24 protein-coding genes and 2 tRNA genes are annotated in these 24,247 nt (G+C 51.6%); 17 read left to right on the forward strand and 9 right to left on the reverse strand.

Features of this window, described 5'->3' with window-relative positions:
* Positions 1–207 precede the first annotated feature (207 nt).
* The gene (locus J5224_RS12040) at positions 208–597 is read left to right on the forward strand and encodes a Rid family hydrolase (protein WP_264625609.1); all 390 of its coding nucleotides are present in this window, start codon (positions 208–210) and stop codon (positions 595–597) included.
* Between the two features lie 128 nt (positions 598–725).
* On the opposite strand, the gene J5224_RS12045 is transcribed toward J5224_RS12040, so the two are convergent.
* From J5224_RS12045 to rpsU, 4 genes are all read right to left on the reverse strand, one after another.
* Positions 726–801 (reverse strand) — tRNA-Ile (locus J5224_RS12045).
* A 158-nt stretch (positions 802–959) separates the two neighbouring features.
* Positions 960–2,807, reverse strand: a complete 1,848-nt coding sequence (gene rpoD / locus J5224_RS12050; protein ID WP_222159502.1) for an RNA polymerase sigma factor RpoD — start codon at positions 2,805–2,807, stop codon at positions 960–962.
* A 220-nt stretch (positions 2,808–3,027) separates the two neighbouring features.
* Positions 3,028–4,776, reverse strand: a complete 1,749-nt coding sequence (dnaG, locus tag J5224_RS12055; protein WP_264625610.1) for a DNA primase — start codon at positions 4,774–4,776, stop codon at positions 3,028–3,030.
* Between the two features lie 137 nt (positions 4,777–4,913).
* Positions 4,914–5,129 (reverse strand): 30S ribosomal protein S21, encoded by a 216-nt coding sequence (rpsU, locus tag J5224_RS12060; protein ID WP_001144069.1) that lies wholly within the window; start codon positions 5,127–5,129, stop codon positions 4,914–4,916.
* 230 nt (positions 5,130–5,359) lie between these two features.
* Between rpsU and tsaD the strand changes: the two genes are divergently transcribed.
* Positions 5,360–6,373 (forward strand): tRNA (adenosine(37)-N6)-threonylcarbamoyltransferase complex transferase subunit TsaD, encoded by a 1,014-nt coding sequence (gene tsaD / locus J5224_RS12065; RefSeq protein ID WP_264625611.1) that lies wholly within the window; start codon positions 5,360–5,362, stop codon positions 6,371–6,373.
* 63 nt (positions 6,374–6,436) lie between these two features.
* On the opposite strand, the gene argR is transcribed toward tsaD, so the two are convergent.
* Positions 6,437–6,907: a transcriptional regulator ArgR gene (gene argR, locus J5224_RS12070; protein ID WP_222159505.1), complete on the reverse strand. Its 471-nt coding sequence runs from the start codon at positions 6,905–6,907 to the stop codon at positions 6,437–6,439.
* Positions 6,908–7,392: 485 nt separating this feature from the next.
* Between argR and mdh the strand changes: the two genes are divergently transcribed.
* Entirely contained in the window at positions 7,393–8,343 is a 951-nt protein-coding gene (mdh, locus tag J5224_RS12075; protein WP_264625612.1) for a malate dehydrogenase, read from the forward strand.
* 59 nt (positions 8,344–8,402) lie between these two features.
* Here mdh and J5224_RS12080 read toward each other — a convergent pair whose 3' ends face one another.
* Positions 8,403–8,684, reverse strand: a complete 282-nt coding sequence (locus J5224_RS12080; RefSeq protein ID WP_264625613.1) for a helix-turn-helix domain-containing protein — start codon at positions 8,682–8,684, stop codon at positions 8,403–8,405.
* Between the two features lie 184 nt (positions 8,685–8,868).
* Here J5224_RS12080 and J5224_RS12085 point away from each other — a divergent pair, with 184 nt between their 5' ends.
* Together J5224_RS12085 and J5224_RS12090 are read left to right on the forward strand one after the other, a co-directional pair.
* The gene (locus tag J5224_RS12085; protein ID WP_264625614.1) at positions 8,869–9,255 is read left to right on the forward strand and encodes a DNA-binding protein; all 387 of its coding nucleotides are present in this window, start codon (positions 8,869–8,871) and stop codon (positions 9,253–9,255) included.
* A gap of 266 nt (positions 9,256–9,521) precedes the next feature.
* Positions 9,522–9,905, forward strand: coding sequence for a DNA-binding protein (locus J5224_RS12090; RefSeq protein ID WP_264625615.1), 384 nt, complete (start codon positions 9,522–9,524; stop codon positions 9,903–9,905).
* A 12-nt stretch (positions 9,906–9,917) separates the two neighbouring features.
* On the opposite strand, the gene ispB is transcribed toward J5224_RS12090, so the two are convergent.
* A complete protein-coding gene (gene ispB, locus J5224_RS12095; protein WP_264625616.1) occupies positions 9,918–10,889 on the reverse strand; it encodes an octaprenyl diphosphate synthase in 972 nt (323 codons plus the stop codon).
* Between the two features lie 253 nt (positions 10,890–11,142).
* Here ispB and rplU point away from each other — a divergent pair, with 253 nt between their 5' ends.
* From rplU to cgtA, 4 genes are all read left to right on the forward strand, one after another.
* A complete protein-coding gene (gene rplU / locus J5224_RS12100) occupies positions 11,143–11,454 on the forward strand; it encodes a 50S ribosomal protein L21 (protein ID WP_222159511.1) in 312 nt (103 codons plus the stop codon).
* 20 nt (positions 11,455–11,474) lie between these two features.
* Positions 11,475–11,732, forward strand: coding sequence for a 50S ribosomal protein L27 (gene rpmA / locus J5224_RS12105; protein ID WP_132454179.1), 258 nt, complete (start codon positions 11,475–11,477; stop codon positions 11,730–11,732).
* Positions 11,733–11,831: 99 nt separating this feature from the next.
* A complete protein-coding gene (locus J5224_RS12110; protein ID WP_264625617.1) occupies positions 11,832–12,791 on the forward strand; it encodes a DMT family transporter in 960 nt (319 codons plus the stop codon).
* Between the two features lie 264 nt (positions 12,792–13,055).
* On the forward strand, positions 13,056–14,228 hold the full coding sequence (gene cgtA, locus J5224_RS12115) for an Obg family GTPase CgtA (RefSeq protein WP_195312619.1): 1,173 nt from the start codon (positions 13,056–13,058) through the stop codon (positions 14,226–14,228).
* An 85-nt stretch (positions 14,229–14,313) separates the two neighbouring features.
* Here the strand turns inward: cgtA and dacB are convergent, their stop codons facing one another.
* On the reverse strand, positions 14,314–15,762 hold the full coding sequence (dacB, locus tag J5224_RS12120) for a serine-type D-Ala-D-Ala carboxypeptidase (protein WP_264625618.1): 1,449 nt from the start codon (positions 15,760–15,762) through the stop codon (positions 14,314–14,316).
* Positions 15,763–16,022: 260 nt separating this feature from the next.
* Here dacB and greA point away from each other — a divergent pair, with 260 nt between their 5' ends.
* Complete coding sequence (gene greA, locus J5224_RS12125) at positions 16,023–16,499, forward strand: transcription elongation factor GreA (RefSeq protein WP_264625619.1); 477 nt, start codon at positions 16,023–16,025, stop codon at positions 16,497–16,499.
* Between the two features lie 118 nt (positions 16,500–16,617).
* Here the strand turns inward: greA and yhbY are convergent, their stop codons facing one another.
* The gene (gene yhbY / locus J5224_RS12130) at positions 16,618–16,911 is read right to left on the reverse strand and encodes a ribosome assembly RNA-binding protein YhbY (protein ID WP_196906616.1); all 294 of its coding nucleotides are present in this window, start codon (positions 16,909–16,911) and stop codon (positions 16,618–16,620) included.
* A gap of 200 nt (positions 16,912–17,111) precedes the next feature.
* Between yhbY and rlmE the strand changes: the two genes are divergently transcribed.
* From rlmE to J5224_RS12165, 7 genes are all read left to right on the forward strand, one after another.
* Positions 17,112–17,741, forward strand: a complete 630-nt coding sequence (gene rlmE / locus J5224_RS12135) for a 23S rRNA (uridine(2552)-2'-O)-methyltransferase RlmE (protein WP_264625620.1) — start codon at positions 17,112–17,114, stop codon at positions 17,739–17,741.
* A 47-nt stretch (positions 17,742–17,788) separates the two neighbouring features.
* Positions 17,789–19,681, forward strand: coding sequence for an ATP-dependent zinc metalloprotease FtsH (gene ftsH, locus J5224_RS12140; protein ID WP_319802437.1), 1,893 nt, complete (start codon positions 17,789–17,791; stop codon positions 19,679–19,681).
* Positions 19,682–19,845: 164 nt separating this feature from the next.
* The gene (folP, locus tag J5224_RS12145; protein WP_264625622.1) at positions 19,846–20,679 is read left to right on the forward strand and encodes a dihydropteroate synthase; all 834 of its coding nucleotides are present in this window, start codon (positions 19,846–19,848) and stop codon (positions 20,677–20,679) included.
* 6 nt (positions 20,680–20,685) lie between these two features.
* Positions 20,686–22,023 carry a phosphoglucosamine mutase gene (gene glmM, locus J5224_RS12150; protein ID WP_264625623.1) on the forward strand — a complete coding sequence of 446 codons (1,338 nt, stop codon included), beginning with the start codon at positions 20,686–20,688 and terminating at the stop codon, positions 22,021–22,023.
* Between the two features lie 251 nt (positions 22,024–22,274).
* On the forward strand, positions 22,275–22,610 hold the full coding sequence (secG, locus tag J5224_RS12155; RefSeq protein WP_264625624.1) for a preprotein translocase subunit SecG: 336 nt from the start codon (positions 22,275–22,277) through the stop codon (positions 22,608–22,610).
* A gap of 16 nt (positions 22,611–22,626) precedes the next feature.
* A tRNA-Leu gene (locus tag J5224_RS12160) sits at positions 22,627–22,713 on the forward strand.
* A gap of 372 nt (positions 22,714–23,085) precedes the next feature.
* Entirely contained in the window at positions 23,086–24,237 is a 1,152-nt protein-coding gene (locus J5224_RS12165) for a hypothetical protein (RefSeq protein WP_264625625.1), read from the forward strand.
* Positions 24,238–24,247 lie beyond the last annotated feature (10 nt).

Below are 24,247 nucleotides of genomic sequence, written 5' to 3' on the forward strand. Positions count from 1 at the left end.
CGTGGCAGCGGCTTTGGTAAAACTGCCCGACTCGACCACCCGAATAAAAGCCTGCATTGCGTCAAAGCGATCCATCTTGTTGCCTCATGCCTTTATGATTGTTTGTATTTTACAAATAATGAAGCGGCGTTTTGCACGTTTATCTTACCGTTACTATGCCTCTAGACTTCTGTGACACACAAGTCACGGGTTATTCAGAGGTAAGTTATGGCAACGCGCGATGTGGTTTTTCCTGAAGGACGGCAAGATCTCTACAACCGCAATCGGTATTCCCCGGCAGTGAGAGCCAACGGCTTTTTATTCGTCTCAGGGCAAGTGGGCAGTCGGGAAGATGGTTCACCGGAACCGGATTTAAAAACACAGGTAAGACGGGCATTTGAAAATTTGAACGCGGTGCTGTTTGCCGCAGGCTGCGCGTTTGAGGACGTAGTGGATGTGACCGTTTTTGTGGTCGATCCCGAATCAAACCTGGAAACCATCTGGAGCGTGGTCCCGGAATTCTGGGGCGACGCGCCTTATCCGGCTCTGACCGGCGTCGGCGTCTCTTGGCTGTCTGGCTTTCACTTTGAAATTAAGGTGGTTGCCAGGTTGCCGTAAGTATCTGCACGGTGCTAATACGGTGAGTCGGTAAAACGTCCAGCGACACTTTTGCGACACTTGCCTAATCCAATAAAAAAGCCACTTTGTGAAAAGTGGCTTAATCATATGATTTTAAAGCTAAATTTTGGTGGCCCCTGTTGGGTTTGAACCAACGACCAAGCGATTATGAGTCGCCTGCTCTAACCACTGAGCTAAGGGGCCATGTGGGCGTGAATTATACGGTAACATGGCGGGGCAGGTCTAGAGCAACGTTGCCCGTATGCTGGTTTTGTATGCAGCCTAGTCCATTGTTATCGTTATAATTACCATAAAAAAGCCCTCAATGTTGAGGGCTTTTTCCTATTTCTATTTAGATGCTGTTAATCATCCAGGAAGCTGCGTAACACTTCGGAACGGCTTGGGTGACGCAGCTTGCGCAGCGCTTTGGCTTCAATCTGACGAATACGTTCACGCGTAACGTCAAACTGTTTGCCCACTTCTTCCAGCGTGTGGTCGGTGTTCATGTCGATACCGAAACGCATACGCAGTACCTTAGCTTCACGCGCCGTCAGGCCAGCCAGCACATCGTGGGTGGCTGAACGCAGGCTCTCTGACGTTGCAGAATCCAGCGGCAGTTCCAGCGTGGTGTCCTCGATGAAGTCGCCCAGATGCGAATCTTCATCATCACCGATCGGGGTTTCCATGGAGATTGGCTCTTTGGCGATTTTCAGCACCTTGCGGATCTTGTCTTCCGGCATCAGCATGCGTTCGGCAAGTTCTTCTGGTGTCGGCTCACGGCCCATTTCCTGTAACATCTGACGCGAAATGCGGTTCAGCTTGTTAATGGTTTCGATCATGTGAACAGGAATACGGATGGTGCGCGCCTGATCGGCGATAGAACGGGTGATCGCCTGACGGATCCACCAGGTGGCGTAAGTAGAAAACTTATAGCCACGACGGTATTCAAACTTGTCTACGGCCTTCATCAGGCCGATGTTGCCTTCCTGAATCAGATCCAGGAATTGCAGACCGCGGTTGGTGTACTTCTTGGCGATAGAAATGACCAGACGCAGGTTCGCCTCGACCATCTCTTTCTTGGCGCGACGTGCCTTGGCTTCACCGATCGACATGCGACGGTTAATGTCTTTCACCTGCTCGATAGTCAAGCCGGTTTCTTCTTCGATCTGGTGCAGCTTCTGCAAACTGCGCTGTACGTCTTCTTCCACTTCAACCAGTTTCTCGCTCCAGGGCTTGTTCATGGCCTTAGCAGCGGAGAACCAGGTGTCATTGGTTTCGTTACCGGTGAACAGCGTGACGAAGTTTTTCTTCGGCATTTTGCACTGTTCAACGCAGAGTTTCATGATCAAACGCTCTTGCGTGCGAACGCGATCCATCATGGTGCGCATGCTGTTGACCAGGAAGTCGAACTGTTTTGGCACCAAACGGAACTGCTTGAAAATGTCAGAGAGCTTCAGGATCTCTTCCGCCGCCTTGGCGTGGTTACGGCCATGGGCTTTGATCGTTTGACGCGTGACTTCATACTGTTCACGCAGCTCAGTAAATTTCTGACGTGCCAGCTCTGGATCGATGCTGTTGTCTTCTTCTGCATCGTCGTCGTCTTCGCTCTCCTCGTCGTCATCGTCGTCATCGTCCATCTCTTCGCTGGACAATTCAGAACCGACGTGGGTTGCGGTAGGCGCAAGATCTTCTTCGGCGTTGGGATCGACAAACCCGGTGATCAGATCGGAAAGGCGGCTCTCTTCGGCCTCGACGCGATCGTATTGTTCCAACAGGTAAGTGATCGCTTCAGGATATTCGGCAACAGAACACTGAACCTGGTTGATACCGTCTTCGATCCGCTTGGCGATGTCGATTTCACCTTCGCGGGTGAGCAGCTCAACGGTGCCCATTTCACGCATGTACATGCGCACCGGATCGGTAGTACGCCCAATTTCGGACTCTACGCTTGAGAGCACCTGAGCAGCAGCTTCTGCGGCATCTTCATCGGTGTCCGACGTTGTTTCTGCCAACAGCAGGTCGTCCGCATCCGGTGCTTCTTCCATCACCTGGATGCCCATGTCATTAATCATCTGGATGATGTCTTCGATCTGATCGGAATCGATGATATCTTCCGGCAGATGGTCATTGACCTCAGCATAGGTCAGGTAGCCTTGCTCCTTACCACGGGTGACAAGTAGCTTCAGCTGTGACTGCGGGTTTTGCTCCATAAGACGGTATCCACACTTCAGAGTATTAGGTTGGTGTCGGTCGGCATAATTATACCGGTCATCTTTCACGATGCAGGTGCCTTTCGCTCGCCTGCTCGTTGAAAGCTATTGGGTATAGCCAACAATAACATTCGGGGTATTTCTTCTTCTCGCCGCAGCCCCTTCTAGCGGCTTTGGCAGGGCTTCACCCTGCTGGTTATCGGCAATTAAGCCTCTGTAATCAGTTCTTTCTTGTAAGCGCCTGGTTTAGCATGTGCACTTCGTTACGTTCTTCTGCGGTCAACCCCCGCAAACGTGACTGTGCTATCAATGATTCCAACCGCTCCTCTAACATATGGTTATATAGGGTAGTCAAGGTATCGATAAACGTCTCTTCTACCTTGTCCTCTACGATCATGTGGTTCCAGGTTGCCATGGTTTCAAGCTGTGGGCCTGATTTATTCTCCCGGTAAAGTTCCAGAAGCTGCCCCGTTGTCAAACCGGGCTGCGCATGGCACGTTTTCACCAGTTCGATAAACAGCGGCACACCGGCCATCTTCGATGCTGCCAACCCCTCCGGGGCCGTCACCAATGCTGCCAACTGCGGATTTTGTACCAGCAACCCTATTAGTATACGCATAGTTGTGCGTTTTAGTTGGGGCGGCTGGTAAGGCTGCGCCTGTTCTGCCGTTTTTGGCAGCAGTTTATCCAGTTGGCGATCGTCAAGAATCCCCAGTTTGTTGCCGAGCTGTTGACGTAGATACAGCCGCAGAGTTTCTCCCGGCACCTGACCAATCAACGGCAGCGCATCTCTTCCGAGCTTGGTTCTGCCCTCTGGAGAACTCATATCCACTTGCTGTTGCAGGGTATCAAACAAGAACGTGGAGAGCGGCAGCGCCTGCTCCATCCTCTGTTCAAACGCTTGTTTACCCTCTTTACGCACCAGAGTATCCGGATCCTCTCCATCAGGGAGAAACATAAAGCGCAACTGGCGACCATCATTCAAATAGGGCAGCGCCGTTTCCAGGGCGCGCCAGGCAGCATCTCGGCCTGCGCGGTCACCGTCATAGCAGCAAATCACCTGATCGGTAACGCGGAACATCATCTGAATATGGTCTGCGGTCGTGGCAGTGCCCAGTGAGGCGACGGCATAATCAATACCGAATTGCGCCAGCGCCACCACGTCCATATAACCTTCAACCACAAGAAGACGTTTTAGTTCCGTGTGATTTTGTTGCGCTTCGTAAAGGCCATACAGTTGGCGGCCTTTATGAAAAATTTCAGTTTCCGGCGAGTTCAGGTATTTGGGCTGTCCGTCTCCCAGTACGCGTCCGCCAAAGGCGATAACACGGCCGCGCTTATCGCGGATAGGGAACATGACGCGCTCACGGAAGCGGTCATAGGTACGTCCTTGCTCGTTTTTAACCAGCATTCCCGCATCGCTCAGGGTTTCACGATCTTCATCGTGGCGACCAAAGCGCTTTAATACGTTGTCCCACCCGGCAGGGGCGAAGCCAATGGCGAAATGGTGAATCACTTCCGCACTCAGGCCGCGTTGTGCCAGATAACCTTGGGCGGCAGCGGCCGTTGGCTGATTTAACGCCTGTTGATAAAACTCGCTCAGTTGTCCCATCAGTTCATACAGGCTTTGACGCTGATGGCGTTCAAGCGCTGTGGTGCCAGTGCCGGATTCATAAGGCACTTCCAGACTGTGCATGGATGCCAATTCTTCGATACTTTCAACGAACTCCAGGCGATCGTAGTTCATTAAAAAGTCGATAGCATTGCCGTGCGCGCCGCAGCCGAAACAATGGTAAAACTGCTTATCACCGTTTACGGTGAAAGACGGGGTTTTCTCATGGTGAAACGGACAGCACGCGTGAAAGTTCTTGCCCTGCTTCTTGAGCTTCACGCGCGCGTCGATCAGATCGACGATATCAGTGCGTGCCAGCAGGTCATTGATAAAGACGCGTGGGATTCGTCCAGCCATAAGCCCCTGTTTTTAATACAAATAAACGATAGCTTATAAACGACAACAAGCCGCGCTTCCTTTCGGAAAGCACGGCCTTCGTATGCAACTGCTAAGTCTGCGGATTAATCACGCGGTGGAGGCCAAGCCTCCAGAAATTAATACAGACGAGTGCGGCGTGCGTTTTCTCGAGCCAGTTTCTTCGCGTGACGTTTCACCGCAGAAGCTTTAGCGCGTTTACGTTCGGTTGTCGGTTTTTCATAGAATTCACGACGACGAACTTCAGCCAGAACACCCGCTTTTTCACAGGAACGTTTGAAGCGACGCAGCGCTACATCGAACGGCTCGTTTTCACGTACTTTAATTACCGGCATGTGCCTCTCACCTTAATAATTCGGTATGTGCTGGCCTTGTGCCAGCCTTTTCAAAATGGTGCGGAATTCTACTGCAAACGTGATGCGCTTGTAAAGCATTGCGGCGATCATAAAACACCCAACGCGCACGCAGAGCAGAAAATCCAAACCGTTAATGGTAGACTATCTGTTGTATGAAGCAAGTGGCAAGTGGATGTCGGCTTGCGTGGCAACGAACGTTAGGTAGAACGATGCGCATATTGGGTATTGAAACCTCCTGTGATGAAACCGGGGTGGCGATTTATGACACGGATGCCGGGTTATTGGCTAACCAACTGTACAGCCAAGTAAAACTACATGCTGATTATGGCGGTGTCGTGCCGGAACTGGCCTCACGCGATCACGTGCGTAAAACAGTTCCTCTTATTCAGGCTGCCCTGAAAGAGGCGGGACTTGCCGCATCGGACATCGATGGTGTGGCCTACACCGCCGGCCCTGGGCTGGTGGGCGCACTGCTGGTCGGTGCGACGGTCGGGCGCGCGTTGGCATTTGCCTGGGGTGTGCCGGCGGTTCCGGTTCACCACATGGAAGGGCATTTACTGGCCCCGATGCTGGAAGATAATCCGCCGGAATTTCCCTTCGTGGCGCTATTGGTCTCTGGCGGTCACACGCAGTTAATCAGCGTCACTGGCATCGGTGAATATCGCTTGCTGGGAGAGTCTGTTGACGATGCAGCCGGTGAAGCCTTTGATAAAACGGCAAAGCTGTTGGGACTGGACTACCCAGGAGGCCCGATGTTGTCCAAACTGGCTCAGGATGGCGATGCCGCACGTTTTACCTTTCCTCGCCCGATGACTGACAGGCAAGGGCTCGATTTTAGCTTTTCCGGTTTGAAAACCTTTGCTGCCAATACCATTCGCGCCAATGGCAATGATGATCAAACCCGTGCTGATATTGCGCGCGCGTTCGAAGATGCGGTGGTTGATACGTTAGCGATAAAATGTCGCCGAGCGTTGGACGAGACCGGATTTAAACGTCTGGTGATGGCCGGTGGCGTCAGTGCCAACCGCACACTGCGCGCTCGCCTGACAGAGATCATGGCCAAACGGGGCGGGGCAGTGTTTTATGCGCGGCCTGAGTTTTGCACCGATAACGGCGCGATGATTGCCTATGCGGGCAGTGTGAGGCTGTTACACAATGAAACTCAAGAACTGGGCGTGAGCGTGCGTCCACGTTGGCCATTGGCGGAGCTGCCTGCCGTTTGATCCAACGCACGCCAGATACCCTCATCTGGCGTGCGTCACTGCGTCAGCAACCCTGGTGGGTGACTACAGTTCCTGTTCGAACAGCGCCAAAATGGCGTCGAACAACTGTTTGACGCTAAAGCCGCGTGCTGGCGTGGTGAAAATGGTGTCATCCCCGGCAATGGTGCCCAGAATCCCTTCTGATTTCCCCAGTGAATCCAGTAACCGAGCGATCAATTGCGCAGCGCCTGGGCTTGTGTGAATAACCACAACCGCATCGTTATAATCGACATCCAGCACCAGGTTTTTCAGTGGGCTGGTGGTCGTGGGCACACCCAGTTCTGCTGGCAGGCAATAGACCATCTCCATTTTGGCATTGCGCGTGCGCACTGCGCCAAACTTGGTCAGCATACGTGATACTTTTGATTGGTTTATATTTTCAAAACCGTCGTCTTGTAATGCCAACACGATCTCGCTTTGAGAACTAAACTTCTCTTCCTTTAACAGCGCCTTGAACGCCTTGACCAAATCTTCCTGTTTCGTGGAGTTACGCATTCTGCACCGTGTGTTGTGATCGTTGATGCGTGCATTATGCAGTTGGGTGAATTTTTATGCAATATGGACGCTTAAAGAAGTGACTTGGCATTGAGCAGTACGATAATTGCGCTAAAATGTTTAAATGACGTAAGTGATGAAAAAAAAATGCGTGCTTAGTCACATAAAAGTAAATCAAATGTTATCAAAATGAGGTTGTTTACTGGCTTGGGTTCGGTGTAATGTAGCCGCCATCGTACTGAACGTGATGCGCGCTACATTATTTACTCACTTACTTATAACTTTACTTACCTTACAAATCACTCGGCAGATTTTGATTTATTATTAATGACATAGTTTTTTCTTTTTCATGACCTGATAGCGAGGTCTCGGCATGGTCGACATCCGTTCGGTAAGCCGTTTAAACCTCCTGATTTTATTCATGTCTGGTGATTTATTGCACAAATTCACGGCATTTTTACTTTTACGATAATAAGGAGTTTAGGATGAAAGTTGCAGTTCTCGGAGCAGCAGGCGGTATCGGTCAGGCTCTCGCGCTCCTGCTCAAAACCCAGCTTCCTTCAGGTTCAGAATTATCTCTTTATGACATTGCTCCGGTAACACCGGGCGTCGCCGTTGATCTGAGCCATATCCCTACAGCAGTATCTATCAAAGGCTTTTGCGGTGAAGACGCTACGCCTGCGCTGGTCGGTGCGGACATCGTTCTGATTTCGGCCGGTGTCGCTCGCAAACCCGGCATGGACCGCTCCGACCTGTTCAATGTGAATGCGGGGATTGTGCGCAATCTGGTTGAACAGATTGCCCGCACCAGCCCGAAGGCCTGCATTGGTATCATTACCAACCCGGTTAACACCACGGTGGCGATTGCCGCGGACGTACTGAAAAAAGCCGGTGTGTACGACAAGAATAAGCTGTTTGGCGTAACGACGCTGGATATTATCCGCTCCAACACCTTTGTGGCGGAACTGAAAGGCAAGCTGCCACAAGAGGTTGAAGTTCCTGTGATTGGCGGGCACTCTGGTGTGACAATCCTTCCTCTGCTGTCGCAAATTCCTGGCGTAACGTTCAGCGAACAGGAAGTGGCGGATCTGACCAAGCGTATCCAGAATGCGGGCACGGAAGTGGTGGAAGCCAAGGCCGGTGGAGGCTCGGCAACCCTCTCCATGGGTCAGGCGGCGGCACGTTTTGGGCTCTCTCTGGTACGCGCTCTGCAAGGTGACGACGGCGTAGTGGAATGTGCGTATGTGGAAGGCGATGGCGAGCATGCCCGTTTCTTCGCACAGCCGCTGTTGCTGGGCAAATCTGGCATCGTTGAACGTAAAGCGATTGGTGCACTGAGCCCGTTTGAAAAACAGGCTCTGGATAACATGCTGGGCACCCTGAGACAGGATATCGAATTGGGCGAATCCTTTGTGAGTGGCTCAGCACGCGGTTAATCAGTATTTTTATGCCCGATTGTGATAAGCCGGAGAGAAGGTGCTCCGGCTTTTTTATGTCAGGATTTTGGGTGGGGATCGTCAGGCCTGATAAGTTTTTTCCTATCAATCAGCATGTTACTTTTCGGATCGTAGTAACGGCTGGGCCAGATTTCAGCAGGGTGAATGTTGATTGCCTCTGCGATAAGCCATTCACCTTTAGGCCAGGGGCGTGATATCGCATTAGCCAGGGTGGAGGAACTTAATCCTGCTTCTCGTGAGACTGCCGCCAGCGTGGTGCCCTTTTTACGGAGTGCGGCAATGATATCGGCAGGATGCCAGTCGTGTTTCCTTGCGTTCATAATCTTTCCTTCTTGCTACAAGATAATGGTCCATTGGTGGTATAAATAACGCTCGTCAGTTAAACGCATGGAGTGCGTGAACGGAATTAGGAAAAAATATAACATGAAATTTCCAATAATTTCCTTAACGCTGTTCCTAATAAATTAAATTTTGTAATGCATCGCACTATCAGGATGAAAGGCTATGAAAAAAGAGTGGTTCACCACTGCTGAATTGCTGGGGAAGGCGGGATTGCCTAAAACACGGCAAGGCGTAAATAAACGTGCTCGGGAAGATGGGTGGGAAAAACGCCGTCATAAAGGCGTTCAAGGGCGCGGCGTTGAATACTCTCTTTATAGCTTGCCAGAACGGGTGCAGCATTCGCTTTCACTGCAAGAAACCCCTCCATCCTACGCGGTACGTCAGGCCGATATGCTGGCTGTCTGGATTCAGATCTATCAACAATGCTCTGAGCATGAAAGAGAGGCACTGATCGCGCATATCTTGCGTTACGGTATGGCCTCTGTCTTGTCTCAACTGAGGATCTCATCGTCAGATGACGCCGCACCTGATGACCCCTCTGCTGCCTGAATCTGTACTGACACCCTCTTCTGCGGAGCGTGTACGTCCCGCTTGTCTGTCACTGTTTTCCCTTCTTTGTTCAGTCCCCGTTTCAACGTCAGCGTGCGTTTTAGTCCAATATATAACACCTAATCGCTAATTTAATCGGTAACGGTTACGTGTTATTGGGAAATTAATTGTTGTTTATATTTTCATTATTGGAAACTAAGGCAGCGGTATGGATCATTGGCCGTTACCTTGGCGTGCGTTAATGCCGTTTATGGAGGATGTTGCGAATGGAAAAAGCATGGTTGACGCCCCAGGAGCTACTGGGCATAGCGGGTTTGCCAAAATCAAGACAGGGCCTTAACAAACGAGCCAGAGAAGAGGGGTGGGAAAAGCGTAAACGAAAAGGTGTGCAAGGGCGGGCCGTTGAATATGCGCGAGAGAGTTTACCGCAGGAAGTGCGCAAGCGGCTCCAGATGCGTGAGATGGCGGAAATGTCACCGCCCGCTTATACGACGCTTGCCAAACCGCTGTTGGCTTCCTGGATTCAGATATTTGAAAAACTCTCGATCAACGAGCAGGAAGCGTTGATCGATTTTGTGCTGCGCGAAGGCGCGATTGCCATGTTGTCACGCCTCGAGATCGCAAGCGATCCCAACGCATCGACAACATAGCGCACGGGCGTATTAATAGTCGCGTTGAACGGCAATATGTGCCAGGCCTTCCAGTGCCTCACGGAAGGGGGTCGGCGGCAGCGCTTGAAGCGCGGAAATCGCTTTATCCGCCTCTTGCTCTGCACGCTGTCGGGTGTACTCCAGCGAGCCGCACTGCTGCATGGCAGCAAGCACTGGCTCCAACAGATGGCGACCATTGCCCTCTTCGATGGCCTTGCGGATCATCGCACATTGCTCGCTATTGCCGTTACGCATCGCGTGTAACAGCGGCAGCGTGGGTTTGCCTTCGTTCAGGTCGTCACCGGTATTTTTACCTAAGGTTTTACCGTCGGCACTGTAATCCAGCAGATCGTCAATCAGTTGGAATGCTGTGCCGAGATAACGCCCATACTCCTGTAACGCTTTTTCCTGCTCATCGGTAGCACCCGCGAGGATCCCAGAGGCTTGCGCTGCGGCTTCGAACAGGCGCGCCGTCTTACTGTAGATGACGCGCATGTAACTCTCTTCGGTGATATCCGGATCGTTACAGTTCATGAGTTGCAGCACTTCGCCTTCAGCGATGACGTTGACCGCTTCAGACATCAGCGCCAGCACGCGCAGCGAGCCCAAGCTGGTCATCATCTGAAACGCGCGCGTATAGATGAAATCCCCAACCAGTACACTGGCCGCATTGCCAAAGGCGGCGTTGGCCGTTTCCTTGCCACGACGCATATCGGATTCATCTACCACATCGTCATGCAACAGCGTGGCGGTGTGAATAAATTCAATGAGTGCGGCGACCGTCACATGTTTATCACCTTCATACGCCAGCGCGCGGGCGGCCAGCACGGCTATCATGGGGCGAATACGCTTCCCGCCGCCACCGATAATGTAATTACCAATCTGGTTGATAAGTACAACATCTGAATTGAGTTGTGCCAGAATAACGCCATTAACGTCGTTCATATCATGGGCAGCTAATGCTGTGATCTGTTCTAGATTCATATCTGTGCCAGTGCTTTTTCTGTACGCCGTGGTTAGGGTCGGTTCTATACCGGCTTCAAGGGTTATTGTGGACTGATTGTACTTGAAAAATGACACAGATAAATGGTCGTGAAGAACCTGTACTCTTTTTCTTCAATTCTCTCGAATCTGCACTTGTCATCGGTAGGTTTTTTGCGTAGAATTCGCGCCCTATTGTGAATATTTATAGCGTGCTCGAATACTCAATATGAGTACGCGGAAAGCGGAGTTTTATATGTACGCAGTTTTCCAAAGTGGTGGCAAACAACACCGAGTAAGCGAAGGTCAAACCGTTCGCTTGGAAAAGCTGGACATCGCAACTGGTGAAGTTGTTGAATTTGACCAGGTTCTGATGGTTGCAGATGGTGAAGAAATCAAAATCGGCGTTCCTTTCGTCGATGGTGGCAAGATCAAGGCAGAAGTTGTTGCCCATGGTCGCGGTGAGAAAGTAACGATTGTTAAATTCCGTCGCCGTAAACACTACCGTAAGCAAGCGGGCCACCGTCAGTGGTTCACTGACGTGAAAATTACTGGCATCAGCGCTTAAGACTTAGGAGAGCGGATTAAATGGCACACAAAAAAGCTGGCGGCTCGACTCGTAACGGCCGCGATTCTAACGCACAACGTCTGGGCGTAAAACGTTTCGGCGGTGAAAGCGTTCTGGCTGGCAACATCATCGTTCGTCAACGTGGTACTAAATTCCACGCGGGCACCAACGTAGGTTGCGGTAAAGACCACACTCTGTTTGCTTTGGCTGACGGTAAAGTCCAGTTCGAAGTTAAAGGCCCGAAAAACCGTAAATACATCAGCATCGTAGCTGAGTAATTTTCGAGTTAGGTCTTACAGATATAAAGCCCCGCACTTCGTTGCGGGGCTTTTTACATTTCCATATCCCTTCATCACCCGCAATACACTGAGAGAACCATGCAGACGAAACAGCAGGCTGGCATCGGGCTGAGCCTGGCCTTGACGGCGGCAGTATGCTGGGGCGCACTGCCCATCGCCATGAAGCAGGTGCTTGTTGTCATGGAGCCCTATACCGTGGTGTGGTATCGGTTTTTTATGGCCTCGATCGGGCTTGGGATCATTCTTTTCTCTCGTGGTCAGCTACCGCCCTTGCGTCTTTTTCGTCATCGGCGCTGGTGGGTATTGTTGTTGATTGCCACTGGCGGGTTGCTGGGTAACTTTGTGCTGTTCAGCTCCTCACTCAAGTTTTTAAGCCCGACCACATCGCAAGTGATTGGACAACTTTCCCCGGTGGGAATGATGTTCGCCAGCGTGCTTATTCTGAAAGAGAAAATGCGTGGCACGCAGATTATCGGCGCTATCATGTTGTTGTGCGGTATGCTGCTGTTTTTCAACGCCAGTCTGATCGAGATCTTTACCCGACTGACGGATTACACCCTTGGCGTGCTGCTGGGAATGGGCGCCGCTACGGTGTGGGTGAGTTATGGCGTAGCGCAAAAAGTATTGCTGCGCCGCTTGTCGTCACAACAGATTTTGCTGCTGCTGTATGTCCTGTGTGTATTGTGCATTACGCCGTGGGCGCACCCTGAGACCATTTTTCAACTGACTCGCTGGCAGTTGATTTGTCTGCTTTTTTGCGGTCTGAATACTCTGGTTGGTTATGGCGCATTGGCTGAGGCGATGGCGCGCTGGCAGGCGGCTCAGGTGAGTGCCATTATTACCTTGACGCCGCTGTTTACGCTGTTGTTCTCTGACCTGCTGGCAATCCTGTGGCCGCTCTATTTTGCCACCCCGGCGTTAAATCTTGTTGGTTATATCGGTGCGTTTGTGGTGGTCTCAGGAGCCATGTTTTCCGCGATTGGGCACCGTTTTTTTCCGGGAAGAAAACGCGATAATGTCATACCGGTGCCAAAGTAACGTGCGGTAGCCTGACGGTGTTACCTGATGCTATCGACGGCTGTGTGCGCTGTTTATTTTTAATACAGATGAAATCAACGCGGGAAGCGGGTACAATGCCGCTCCCTTGCGAGGTGGGTTCTGTTACGTTCCGTTTTTTGCATGATGCGCGGCGGTTATTTACGCGTCATGCCATGAAAGCATCACGCCAAAGAGAGCCGACAATGTCCTGATGCATGGCGTCTGATGATAGGTGATCTCTATTGGTTGTTGCGGAGAGAGTGAATGAAGTTTGTAGATGAAGCGACCATTCTGGTGGTGGCTGGTGATGGTGGTAATGGCTGTGTCAGCTTCCGCCGTGAAAAATATATCCCCAATGGTGGTCCGGATGGCGGTGACGGCGGCGACGGCGGCGACGTTTATCTGTTGGCGGATGAGAGCCTGAATACGCTGATCGATTTTCGCTTTGAAAAATCGTATCGCGCCGAGCGTGGTCAGAACGGGCAAAGCCGTGATTGTACCGGCAAGCGTGGTAAAGACATCACCATCAAGGTGCCGATTGGTACGCGTGTGCTGGATGAAAGCACCGGAGAGGTGCTGGGCGATATGACGCGCCACGAGCAGCGTTTGATGGTGGCTAAAGGCGGTTGGCACGGGCTGGGTAATACCCGCTTCAAATCGTCGGTCAACCGTGCACCGCGCCAGAAAACCAGCGGTACAGCGGGCGAAGAGCGTTCTCTGATGCTGGAATTATTGCTGCTGGCGGATGTCGGGATGTTGGGGTTGCCGAATGCCGGTAAATCGACGTTTATTCGCGCGGTATCTGCCGCTAAGCCCAAGGTGGCGGATTATCCCTTCACCACGCTGGTGCCTAGCCTGGGCGTGGTGCGCATGGACAGTGAGAAAAGCTTCGTCGTGGCCGATATTCCTGGGCTGATCGAAGGCGCTTCCGAAGGTGCGGGTCTGGGGATTCGTTTCCTCAAACACCTGGAACGCTGTCGCGTGCTGCTGCACCTGATCGATCTTGCGCCGATCGACGAATCCGATCCGGTAGAAAATGCCAAAGTGATCGTCAATGAGTTGCAGCAATACAGTGCTTCTCTGGCAGAAAAACCGCGTTGGCTGGTGTTCAACAAGGTCGATCTGATCGAGAAAGAGGAAGCGGAGCAGCGCGCCAAGGCGATTGCCGAAGCATTAGGTTGGGAAGGCAAATACTACCTGATCTCCGCGGCTAACCGTTCTGGCGTCAACGCACTGTGCTGGGATGTGATGAACTTCTTGGAAACTCAGCCGAAAGCCATGGCCATCGAAGAGAAAGGGCCTGAAAAAGTCGAGTTCATGTGGGATGACTACCACCGTGAGCAACTGGCTGCGGTGGAAAATGAAGCCGAAGAAGAGTGGGATGACGACTGGGACGAAGATGACGACGAAGGCGTCGAGATCATCTACCAGAAATAATGCTCGGGCTGCGATCCTCCTGTGACGGAGGATGTTGCTGGCACACTCAGGCACGATCCCTTTTGGGATCGTGCTTTTTTTTAACTCAATTGTTCTGATAAAGATCTTTGTACAAACGACTTTCAAAGCGCGCCAGCGGCACGCGGCGGGCTCGCTGATCTTCAGGGGGGACCGCATAGCCTGACAGGAATTGCACGAAAGCCATGCGCTGGCCGCTGGCCGTGGTGATAAAGCCCGCCAGGTTATACACTCCTTGTAGTGCGCCGGTTTTCGCAGAAACCTTGCCGTCAACGCCGGCCTCATGCAGCCCGGCACGGTACTGTAAGGTGCCGTTGTAACCAGCCAAAGGCAGCATCTCGATGAACTTCAATTCATTATCGTGTTGAGCGATGTATTGCAGTGCCTGCATCATGGTGGCGGGTGAAATCAGGTTATGACGCGACAGGCCAGAGCCGTCAACGACAATGCTGTTATCCAGATTGACGCCCGCTTTTTGCCGTAGTACCTGACGCACCGCATCGGCTCCGGCGCGCCAGGTGCCTGGCACGCTGAAGCGTTCATGTCCGATGGTGCGAAAAACGGTATCTGCAATCATGTTGTCTGATTTTTTCAGCATGATAGTGAGAAGGTCATGCAGCGGTGCGGATTGCGTCTGAGCCAGCACGGTGCCCGCAGGGCTTGGCAGGGTTTGGCGGCGTAAGCTGCCCGTGACACGAATATCCGCTTGTAGCAGTTCATCTTTAACGATGGCACCCGCGTAGCTGGCTCCATCCTGAATAGCGAAAGCCAACGGTAACGGTTCGGCGCGTTGCATCAAACAGCCGGTCAGTGTGAAACGGTTTAATTCGCCCGGCACCACGTCCAGCTCGCAATATTGCGCGTCAGACGAGCCTTTGGCGAGCGTACGTACTTCGCTGAACATCTGGACCGGGTAGTAGGAGGCAACGCGAATAAACGCGTTGTCGCCCGCTTTAGGCGCGCTGTAGAGGGAGACGGAAAAACAGTTGCGATCGACAATGGCTGCGCCCGGCGGTGCGCTAAAACACTGTGTCATATCGTTCCATGGCCAGCCCGGTGCTTTGTCATGGCTGGCGAACACCGAGGTATCGATGAGCACATCGCCATTGATGCTCTGTACGCCGTGTTTTTTCAATTCAGCGATCATATTACGGATCTGCTGGCGCTTGAGTGTAGGATCGCCACTAAAGCGTACTACCAAATTACCGTTCAATTTTCCGCCACTTACTGCACCATGGCTTTCCAGTGTGGTCACGAAACGGTAATCTGGGCCTAGCTGTAGCAAAGCGGCTAATGCCGTCAACACTTTCTGGGTACTGGCGGGTAATGCCATTTGTTCACTGTTGTAAGCCACTGCGGGACTGCTGGCGCCTATTTTCTGTGCCAAGAACGCCAAATTAGCGCCATCCGGCAGGTATTGAATGTGATCGTTAATGCTTGCTGCGTGAGCGGGTAATACAGCGCTCTGTAGCATAACCGCGCAGGCAAGTCCGGAAAAAGTCGATAAAAAACGCATAATCTCAGCTTACAACAGGGTAACGTGGGGTCATACTACGGCGCAATGCGGTCTAAAGTAAACGATGACCCTTATGGAACTCTGGGTTAAAATACGTATCAAAATGCAAAATCGCTCCTGACCTGAAACCTTGTTCCGGGTCAGGTTACTTTTGTTTATCGCCAGGAAGCGCTGGCATACCGACCGTCTGTCGCATCGTTCGTTGAAGCGTCAGGATGACGATAATGAACGTCTTACAAGTTTCTTAGAGGTTTGAAGATATGAAACAATTTCCGATGACATTGCGTGGTGCAGAAAAACTACGTGAAGAGCTAGAATTCTTGAAAGGCACTCGCCGTCCGGAAATCATTGCGGCGATTGCTGATGCTCGTGAACACGGTGATTTGAAAGAGAACGCGGAATACCATGCGGCGCGCGAACAGCAGGGCTTTTGCGAAGGTCGCATTCAGGAAATCGAAGCCAAGTTGTCCAATGCACAAGTGATTGATGTGACGAAGATGCCAGCCAATGGGCGCGTCATTTTTGGTGCAACGGTGTCCGTGATGAACCTGGATACAGAAGAAGAACAGACCTATCGCATCGTGGGTGATGATGAAGCGGATTTCAAACAAAACCTGATTTCTGTGAATTCGCCGATTGCCCGTGGGCTGATTGGCAAAGAGCAGGATGATGTCGTGACCATCAGAACGCCCGGTGGTCTGGTCGAATATGAGATCCTGAAGGTCCAATATCTGTAATTTCGCCGATTAAATCGGCAAATTGTGTAAAGAAAAGCAAAAGGCCGCATGCGGCCTTTTCTCTAACGAACGGGCATGGCACCTTTTCGTTAAATGTGAAACACGGTGATATAATTGGTTACTTGGGTAACACAATTTTACGTTCTTTCGACGGGCGATACAGAACCAGCGTATGGCCGATAACCTGAACGTTACAGGCACCGGTTTCGCGGATAATGGCTTCAACAATCAATGCCTTAGTATCCCGATCTTCAGTTGCAATTTTAACTTTGATCAGCTCATGATGTTCTAGCGATTGTTCAATTTCAGCCAGAACACCTTCGGTAAGGCCATTGTTACCCAGCATAACCACTGGTTTTAGCGGGTGAGCCAAGCCTTTCAGGTGCTGTTTTTGTTTGTTGCTTAGATTCATGTGTCTTTTTTACTTAGGTTGGGATTGAAAACGGGTCATTCTACCGCCATCTCACCATTATAACCAATTTGGTGACGTTGATGGGCCGATCTTTAACGGCGTCGTTGAGCAATACCGGTTGCAAATGACACGTGGATGTTTGATAGCGAGTGAGTTGTACATGACAAGTTGGTTGTACATAACAAAAAGTTGGAAAGCCGATGGCAAATAAAAAGCGTTCTGCAAGCTCCAGTCGCTGGTTGCAGGAACACTTTAGCGATAAATATGTACAGCAGGCGCAGAAAAAAGGGCTACGCTCCCGCGCTTGGTTTAAACTGGATGAAATACAGCGCACTGACAAACTGTTTAAACCGGGCATGACAGTGGTGGATCTGGGCGCTGCGCCTGGTGGATGGTCTCAATACGTGGTGACGCAGATCGGCAATGCAGGCAGGATCATCGCGTGCGATATTTTACCAATGGATCCCATCGTTGGTGTCGATTTCCTTCAAGGCGATTTTCGTGATGAATTAGTGCTTAGCGCCTTGATGGAGCGGGTAGGGGATAATAAAGTTCAGGTTGTGATGTCAGACATGGCACCCAACATGAGCGGAACCCCCGCCGTGGATATTCCAAGAGCCATGTATCTGGTTGAGTTGGCGTTGGAAATGTGTCGGGATGTTCTGGCACCGGGCGGAAGTTTTCTGGTGAAGGTCTTTCAGGGAGATGGCTTTGATGAATACCTGCGACAAATTCGCTCCCTGTTCACAACAGTGAAGATTCGTAAGCCTGATGCTTCGCGTGCTCGTTCTCGTGAAGTGTACATTGTAGCGACAGGGCGTAAACTGTAGTACCCTAACGCTGTTTTTTAACACAGTTGTAATATGAGGTTAATCCATTGAGTGACATGGCTAAAAACCTGATTCTCTGGCTCGTCATCGCAGTGGTGCTGATGTCCGTATTCCAGAGCTTTGGGCCCAGCGAGTCAAATGGCCGCCGGGTGGACTATTCTACCTTCTTGACAGAGGTGAATCAGGAGCAGGTCCGTGAAACACGTATTAACGGGCGTGAGATTAACGTTACAAGAAAAGATGGCAACCGCTACACCACCTTCATTCCTGTTAACGATCCCAAGCTACTGGATAACCTGCTGACCAAGAATGTGAAAGTGGTTGGTGAACCGCCGGAAGAGCCGAGCCTGTTGGCATCGATCTTCATCTCCTGGTTCCCGATGCTGTTGCTGATTGGCGTCTGGATTTTCTTCATGCGTCAGATGCAAGGCGGTGGCGGTAAAGGCGCCATGTCCTTTGGCAAAAGCAAAGCGCGCATGCTGACCGAAGATCAAATTAAAACCACGTTTGCTGACGTCGCTGGCTGTGATGAAGCCAAAGAAGAAGTGAGCGAACTGGTGGAATACCTGCGTGAGCCGAGCCGCTTCCAGAAACTGGGCGGTAAAATCCCGAAAGGCATTCTGATGGTAGGGCCGCCGGGAACCGGTAAAACCTTGCTTGCCAAGGCGATTGCCGGTGAAGCGAAGGTGCCATTCTTCACCATTTCCGGTTCTGACTTTGTTGAAATGTTCGTGGGTGTCGGTGCCTCTCGTGTGCGTGACATGTTCGAACAGGCGAAAAAAGCCGCGCCTTGTATCATTTTCATCGATGAAATCGATGCCGTCGGTCGCCAACGTGGTGCGGGTCTGGGCGGTGGTCATGATGAACGTGAACAAACTCTTAACCAGATGCTGGTTGAGATGGATGGTTTTGAAGGCAACGAAGGCATTATCGTGATTGCTGCAACCAACCGTCCTGACGTGCTTGACCCTGCATTGCTGCGTCCAGGCCGTTTTGACCGTCAGGTGGTGGTTGGCCTGCCGGATGTTCGTGGTCGTGAGCAGATCCTGAAAGTGCACATGCGTCGCGTTCCCTTAGCGACGGATATGGATGCCTCGGTGATTGCGCGCGGTACGCCGGGCTTCTCCGGTGCCGATCTGGCAAACCTGGTGAACGAAGCGGCACTGTTCGCTGCACGCGGTAACAAACGCGTGGTTTCCATGGTGGAGTTCGAGAAAGCCAAAGACAAGATCATGATGGGGGCGGAACGTCGCTCTATGGTCATGACCGAAGCGCAGAAAGAATCTACCGCTTACCATGAAGCGGGCCATGCGATTATTGGTCGTCTGGTGCCGGAGCACGATCCGGTGCACAAAGTCACCATTATTCCGCGCGGTCGTGCGCTGGGCGTGACCTTCTTCTTGCCGGAAGGCGACGCGATCAGCGCCAGCCGCCAGAAGCTGGAAAGCCAAATTTCTACGCTGTACGGTGGTCGTCTGGCGGAAGAGATTATCTATGGCGTAGAAAAGGTGTCTACCGGTGCCTCGAACGACATTAAAGTGGCAACGTCTATTGCGCGTAACATGGTAACGCAGTGGGGCTTCTCGGAAAAACTGGGGCCGTTGCTGTACGCAGAAGAAGATGGCGAAGTGTTCTTGGGCCGTTCTGTTGCCAAGGCAAAACACATGTCTGACGAAACGGCACGCATTATCGATCAGGAAGTCAAATTACTGATTGAGCGTAACTACGTGCGGGCGCGTGAACTGTTGATGGCGAATATGGATGTGCTGCATTCGATGAAGGATGCGCTGATGAAGTATGAAACTATCGATGCGCCGCAAATTGATGATTTGATGTCACGCCGTGACGTGCGCCCGCCTGCGGGATGGGAAAGTGCACCGGCCAGCAACAATGAACCGGGCAACGGTGGCGGTACGCCGACGGCAGCACAGCCAAGCTGATAAGCGAGAAGTGCAGCCAACACACCTGCAACTTGAAGTATGACGGGTATAGCAGCGTTATGTGATCGTGTTATCCAGTCATAGCGCTGCTGGCACCTCTTTTAAAACCCCGGCTTGCCGGGGTTTTTCTTTATTGATAAACCGGTTGTTAAAGGAAGACGGTGATGAAACTAATTGCCCGTGATGCCATTTTGGATCTCACTCATCCTCAGGTGATGGGGATTCTCAACGTTACGCCGGATTCATTTTCCGACGGTGGAAAATATGTCTCGCGTGATGAAGCTATCCGCCATGCGCAAGAGATGGTTAACGCGGGAGCTACGCTGATTGATATCGGCGGCGAGTCTACCCGCCCCGGAGCGGCGGATGTCAGCGTGCAGGAAGAACTGGATCGCGTTATCCCAGTGGTTGAAGCCCTGGCGGCGCGCTTTGATGCCTGGCTCTCGGTTGACACGTCCAAGCCCGAGGTGATTAGCGCAGCAGCGCAGGCCGGCGCGCATCTGATTAACGATATTCGTTCATTGCAGGAACCGGGCGCACTGGAAGCTGCCGCGGCAACCGGGCTACCGATTTGCTTGATGCATATGCAAGGCGAGCCGAAAACCATGCAGCATAACCCGCATTATGATGATGTGGTGGCCGAGGTAAACGCCTACTTCCAACAGCAGATCGCACGGTGCACCGAGGTTGGCATTGAAAAAGATCGCCTGCTGCTGGATCCCGGGTTCGGTTTCGGTAAGAATTTGTCGCATAATTACCGCCTCCTGGCGCATTTGCAGGAGTTGCATCATTTTGGTTTACCGCTGCTGGTCGGGATGTCGAGAAAATCCATGGTGGGGCAACTGCTCAATGTTCCTCCGCTTCAGCGCGTACATGGTAGCGTTGCTTGTGCGGTCATTGCCGCCATGCAGGGCGCGCATATTATTCGCGTACACGATGTAAAAGCGACCGTTGACGCGATGCGAGTTGTCGAAGCCACGTTGGCAGAGAAGGAATAATAACGAATGAGTAACCGCAAATATTTTGGTACGGATGGTGTGCGTGGCAAAGTGGGCGAGACGCCCATTACCCCGGATTTTGTGTTAAAACTCGGTTGGGCTGCTGGTAAGGTGCTGGCAAGCCACGGATCGCGCAAAATCATTATCGGTAAAGATACCCGCATTTCTGGCTATATGCTGGAATCTGCGCTGGAAGCCGGGCTTGCCGCCGCCGGGTTATCGGCCTCATTTACCGGCCCGATGCCGACACCCGCCGTGGCGTATCTGACGCGCACTTTCCGTGCTGAGGCGGGCATTGTTATCTCTGCATCACACAACCCCTACTACGACAATGGCATCAAATTTTTCTCTATCGATGGCACCAAACTGCCGGATGACGTGGAAGAGGCCATCGAAGCAGAACTGGATAAGCCGCTGACGTGTGTGGAATCGGCTGAGTTGGGCAAAGCGAATCGAATCGTGGATGCTGCCGGGCGCTACATTGAGTTTTGTAAGAGTACGTTCCCGAACGAACTGAGCCTGAGTGGGTTAAAAATCGTGGTGGATTGTGCCAACGGTGCAACCTACCACATCGCGCCGAGCGTGCTGCGCGAACTGGGCGCAAAAGTGATTGCCATTGGCTGTGAGCCAGATGGCATGAATATTAACGAATCCTGCGGTGCAACCGATGTGCGTCAGCTTCAATCTCGCGTGCTGGCGGAAAAGGCAGACGTCGGTCTGGCATTTGATGGTGACGGCGATCGGTTGATCATGGTGGATCATGAAGGCAATAAGGTCGATGGCGATCAGATCCTCTATATCATTGCACGCGAAGGGTTGCGCCAAGGGCAACTGCGCGGCGGTGCGGTGGGTACGCTGATGAGCAACATGGGCCTGGAGCTGGCATTGAAGCAACTGGGTATCCCGTTTGCTCGCGCCAAAGTGGGCGATCGCTATGTGCTGGAAAAAATGCAAGAGAAGGGCTGGCGTATCGGCGCAGAGAACTCCGGGCATGTCATTCTGCTGGATAAAACTACCACGGGCGACGGCATCATTGCTGGCCTTCAGGTGCTGACGGCAATGGTGCGCAACCATATGTCGCTGCACGATCTCTGTAGCGGCATGAAATTGTTCCCGCAGGTGTTGGTCAACGTGCGCTTCACCGGCAGCAGCGATCCGCTGGAAAGCGATGCCGTGAAAAACGTCGTGTCAGAGGTGGAGAAAACGCTGGCGGGACGTGGTCGTGTCCTGTTGCGTAAGTCTGGTACAGAGCCTCTGATTCGCGTGATGGTCGAAGGGGAAGATGAAGCTCTGGTTGTCAGCCTTGCCAATCAAATTGCGGATGTCGTTAAAGCGGCGCATTAATTTCTCGGGCGTCGGGTTGTCTTTGTGGTTCATAACAGAGACAGCCTTTGCCCCTATTGATGGGGTTAGCCGTTTTTTTCCGCAATCGCATTGATCTTTCTAAAATACACTTGCGTCGCCCAGTGGGTTTAGTTAGTATTCAGACCCGCTCTACCGGGGACAAACGCTGTCCGCTGAGCGAGATGTGTGCGGTTTACCGCGAGAATTTAGCCTCCTCATCGAATGATGGGGAAACAGTTACGGGTACTATCATGTACGAAGCTCTTTTAGTCATTTTCCTGTTGATTGCATTAGGCCTGGTAGGTCTAATCATGCTGCAACAAGGTAAAGGTGCTGATATGGGTGCCTCGTTCGGAGCTGGAGCATCGGCGACGTTGTTCGGTTCGAGCGGTTCCGGTAACTTTATGACACGTATGACCGCTGTGTTGGCGACGCTGTTTTTCGTCCTCAGCCTGGTCTTAGGGAACATGAGTTCACATCAGAGCAAGGGTGGCAGTGAGTGGGATAACCTTGGTCAACCGACTCAGGTTGAACAGCCCGCTACGCCAGCAGCACCGGCTGCTCCTGCGAGTGACATTCCCAAGTAATTGAAAGAGTTCGGATGCCGAGGTGGTGGAATTGGTAGACACGCTACCTTGAGGTGGTAGTGCCCGATTGGGCTTACGGGTTCAAGTCCCGTCCTCGGTACCAATATTAAAAGAAGACGTCGATTGACGTCTTTTTTGTTTTACTCTTTTTATCGCTGTGCCTGCTATCAAGCCGATTCTTCTGCTCTCCACAACCCCTACTGATCCTGCATTCCGATACAGACTGCTGCATGCATTAACGGGCGTTTGTTTACTCTCTGTTGCTGAAAGGCGTTCCCTTAAAATTTCATTGCGCTGGTTATGAAATAATCATCGTCACACAGGTTGTCGCTATCTGGGCAACCTGCATAGCTGTAAGTCGTGAAATGATGAGTAATTAACGAAGGGTATAAGCGTAATGATGATAAAAAATGTCGGAGTCCCTCTATCACCGCAAATGAATGGAACAAGTACCACCCACATCGGGGACGGTGACATGAATACCGCTACTGAGCCAAAAAAAGCGGTACCAAAAGGCAAACTGCAACAGCTCTTATCGGGCATCAGCAACTGTTCTTGCACCTTGTCTACTACGGTGAAAAAGGTATTTGTCGGTTTCGGTGATGTATTCAAGGCCATCACGGCGAAATGGGGAAGGGATGTGTGTATGCCGATGCAAAAGGCTTCCGCTGATGAGGCGAAGGCTCTGGACAATACGTCGCTGTTAGCGTTGGTCTCTGACGAGAGTGAGAACACGGTGACGCCAAAAGACATCTTGAGGCCGCTGCTTAACGATGAAAATCCAGTTCCTAGTAATAGTGATAGTGACAGCGATAAAGATAAAAAGATGATTTTTGATTATCTTCTTAAAAATCCAACAAGCCATTTGTTTAGCAGCGACAATATCCGTTGTCAGGGTGATTATATTTTTTTCAACAAGCCTATTTCGTTGGTTCGGCAGGGTAACGATCTCTTATTTATCACCAATCCTATGGAAGGACGGGCGATTTCCAGGGTGAAGATTGATACGCGTAGTGGAACCAATGAGGAATTTAGTGGTGAAACCGCCATGAAGGTTTTGCGAGACGAAACGCTGACATTCACAAGCCTGTCCGATCTATGCCAAAAAATGACCGCGAACCCGCAACGCAATATCAGCGCGATGCGCACCGGCAACACGCTCGCCAAAGAATTTAATGCGAATAAAAAAGAGGCCGCATTTTTACTGCATGGACAACACAGTGATCGTTTTAACGCATTCGTTACGGTGACGAGGGCAGGGGATTGCGTTTCTAAGTTCGACTATGCAGCGTTGACACAGCCGACTCAATGGTACAGCGTTGAGGCGAGCAGAGAAAATGTGCATTCTCGAACGAATATTGTGCCAGACAATGTGTCACCCAGCGTGTCTGACAAGAATCTGTCTGCTATGCACCGCACTATCAGCCCTGGGCCGAGACATGTATTGGCAATGGCTAAGCGTTTTGATGCGCAACCGTCGACGACTGACAATACTTTGGTTCAGCACGATGCACCAAACCGCAAGCAGGTGATATCTCCTGCGATTAAGGTTCTGCAAGATAAATTGGCTGCGAATGTTAACCAGAACAAACCGCTAGGCGGCGGTGTTCGTCAACGCTTTCGGTGATCGGGCAATA

The sequence above is a fragment of the Candidatus Symbiopectobacterium sp. NZEC135 genome (genome assembly GCF_025962695.1).

What these genes read in the sequence shown, in the direction of transcription:
- J5224_RS12040 (WP_264625609.1), top strand. Translation starts at nt 208, where the DNA reads ATGGCAACGCGCGATGTGGTTTTTCCTGAAGGACGGCAAGATCTCTAC.
- rpoD (WP_222159502.1), bottom strand. Translation starts at nt 2,807, where the DNA reads ATGGAGCAAAACCCGCAGTCACAGCTGAAGCTACTTGTCACCCGTGGT.
- dnaG (WP_264625610.1), bottom strand. Translation starts at nt 4,776, where the DNA reads ATGGCTGGACGAATCCCACGCGTCTTTATCAATGACCTGCTGGCACGC.
- rpsU (WP_001144069.1), bottom strand. Translation starts at nt 5,129, where the DNA reads ATGCCGGTAATTAAAGTACGTGAAAACGAGCCGTTCGATGTAGCGCTG.
- tsaD (WP_264625611.1), top strand. Translation starts at nt 5,360, where the DNA reads ATGCGCATATTGGGTATTGAAACCTCCTGTGATGAAACCGGGGTGGCG.
- argR (WP_222159505.1), bottom strand. Translation starts at nt 6,907, where the DNA reads ATGCGTAACTCCACGAAACAGGAAGATTTGGTCAAGGCGTTCAAGGCG.
- mdh (WP_264625612.1), top strand. Translation starts at nt 7,393, where the DNA reads ATGAAAGTTGCAGTTCTCGGAGCAGCAGGCGGTATCGGTCAGGCTCTC.
- J5224_RS12080 (WP_264625613.1), bottom strand. Translation starts at nt 8,684, where the DNA reads ATGAACGCAAGGAAACACGACTGGCATCCTGCCGATATCATTGCCGCA.
- J5224_RS12085 (WP_264625614.1), top strand. Translation starts at nt 8,869, where the DNA reads ATGAAAAAAGAGTGGTTCACCACTGCTGAATTGCTGGGGAAGGCGGGA.
- J5224_RS12090 (WP_264625615.1), top strand. Translation starts at nt 9,522, where the DNA reads ATGGAAAAAGCATGGTTGACGCCCCAGGAGCTACTGGGCATAGCGGGT.
- ispB (WP_264625616.1), bottom strand. Translation starts at nt 10,889, where the DNA reads ATGAATCTAGAACAGATCACAGCATTAGCTGCCCATGATATGAACGAC.
- rplU (WP_222159511.1), top strand. Translation starts at nt 11,143, where the DNA reads ATGTACGCAGTTTTCCAAAGTGGTGGCAAACAACACCGAGTAAGCGAA.
- rpmA (WP_132454179.1), top strand. Translation starts at nt 11,475, where the DNA reads ATGGCACACAAAAAAGCTGGCGGCTCGACTCGTAACGGCCGCGATTCT.
- J5224_RS12110 (WP_264625617.1), top strand. Translation starts at nt 11,832, where the DNA reads ATGCAGACGAAACAGCAGGCTGGCATCGGGCTGAGCCTGGCCTTGACG.
- cgtA (WP_195312619.1), top strand. Translation starts at nt 13,056, where the DNA reads ATGAAGTTTGTAGATGAAGCGACCATTCTGGTGGTGGCTGGTGATGGT.
- dacB (WP_264625618.1), bottom strand. Translation starts at nt 15,762, where the DNA reads ATGCGTTTTTTATCGACTTTTTCCGGACTTGCCTGCGCGGTTATGCTA.
- greA (WP_264625619.1), top strand. Translation starts at nt 16,023, where the DNA reads ATGAAACAATTTCCGATGACATTGCGTGGTGCAGAAAAACTACGTGAA.
- yhbY (WP_196906616.1), bottom strand. Translation starts at nt 16,911, where the DNA reads ATGAATCTAAGCAACAAACAAAAACAGCACCTGAAAGGCTTGGCTCAC.
- rlmE (WP_264625620.1), top strand. Translation starts at nt 17,112, where the DNA reads ATGGCAAATAAAAAGCGTTCTGCAAGCTCCAGTCGCTGGTTGCAGGAA.
- folP (WP_264625622.1), top strand. Translation starts at nt 19,846, where the DNA reads ATGAAACTAATTGCCCGTGATGCCATTTTGGATCTCACTCATCCTCAG.
- glmM (WP_264625623.1), top strand. Translation starts at nt 20,686, where the DNA reads ATGAGTAACCGCAAATATTTTGGTACGGATGGTGTGCGTGGCAAAGTG.
- secG (WP_264625624.1), top strand. Translation starts at nt 22,275, where the DNA reads ATGTACGAAGCTCTTTTAGTCATTTTCCTGTTGATTGCATTAGGCCTG.
- J5224_RS12165 (WP_264625625.1), top strand. Translation starts at nt 23,086, where the DNA reads ATGAATACCGCTACTGAGCCAAAAAAAGCGGTACCAAAAGGCAAACTG.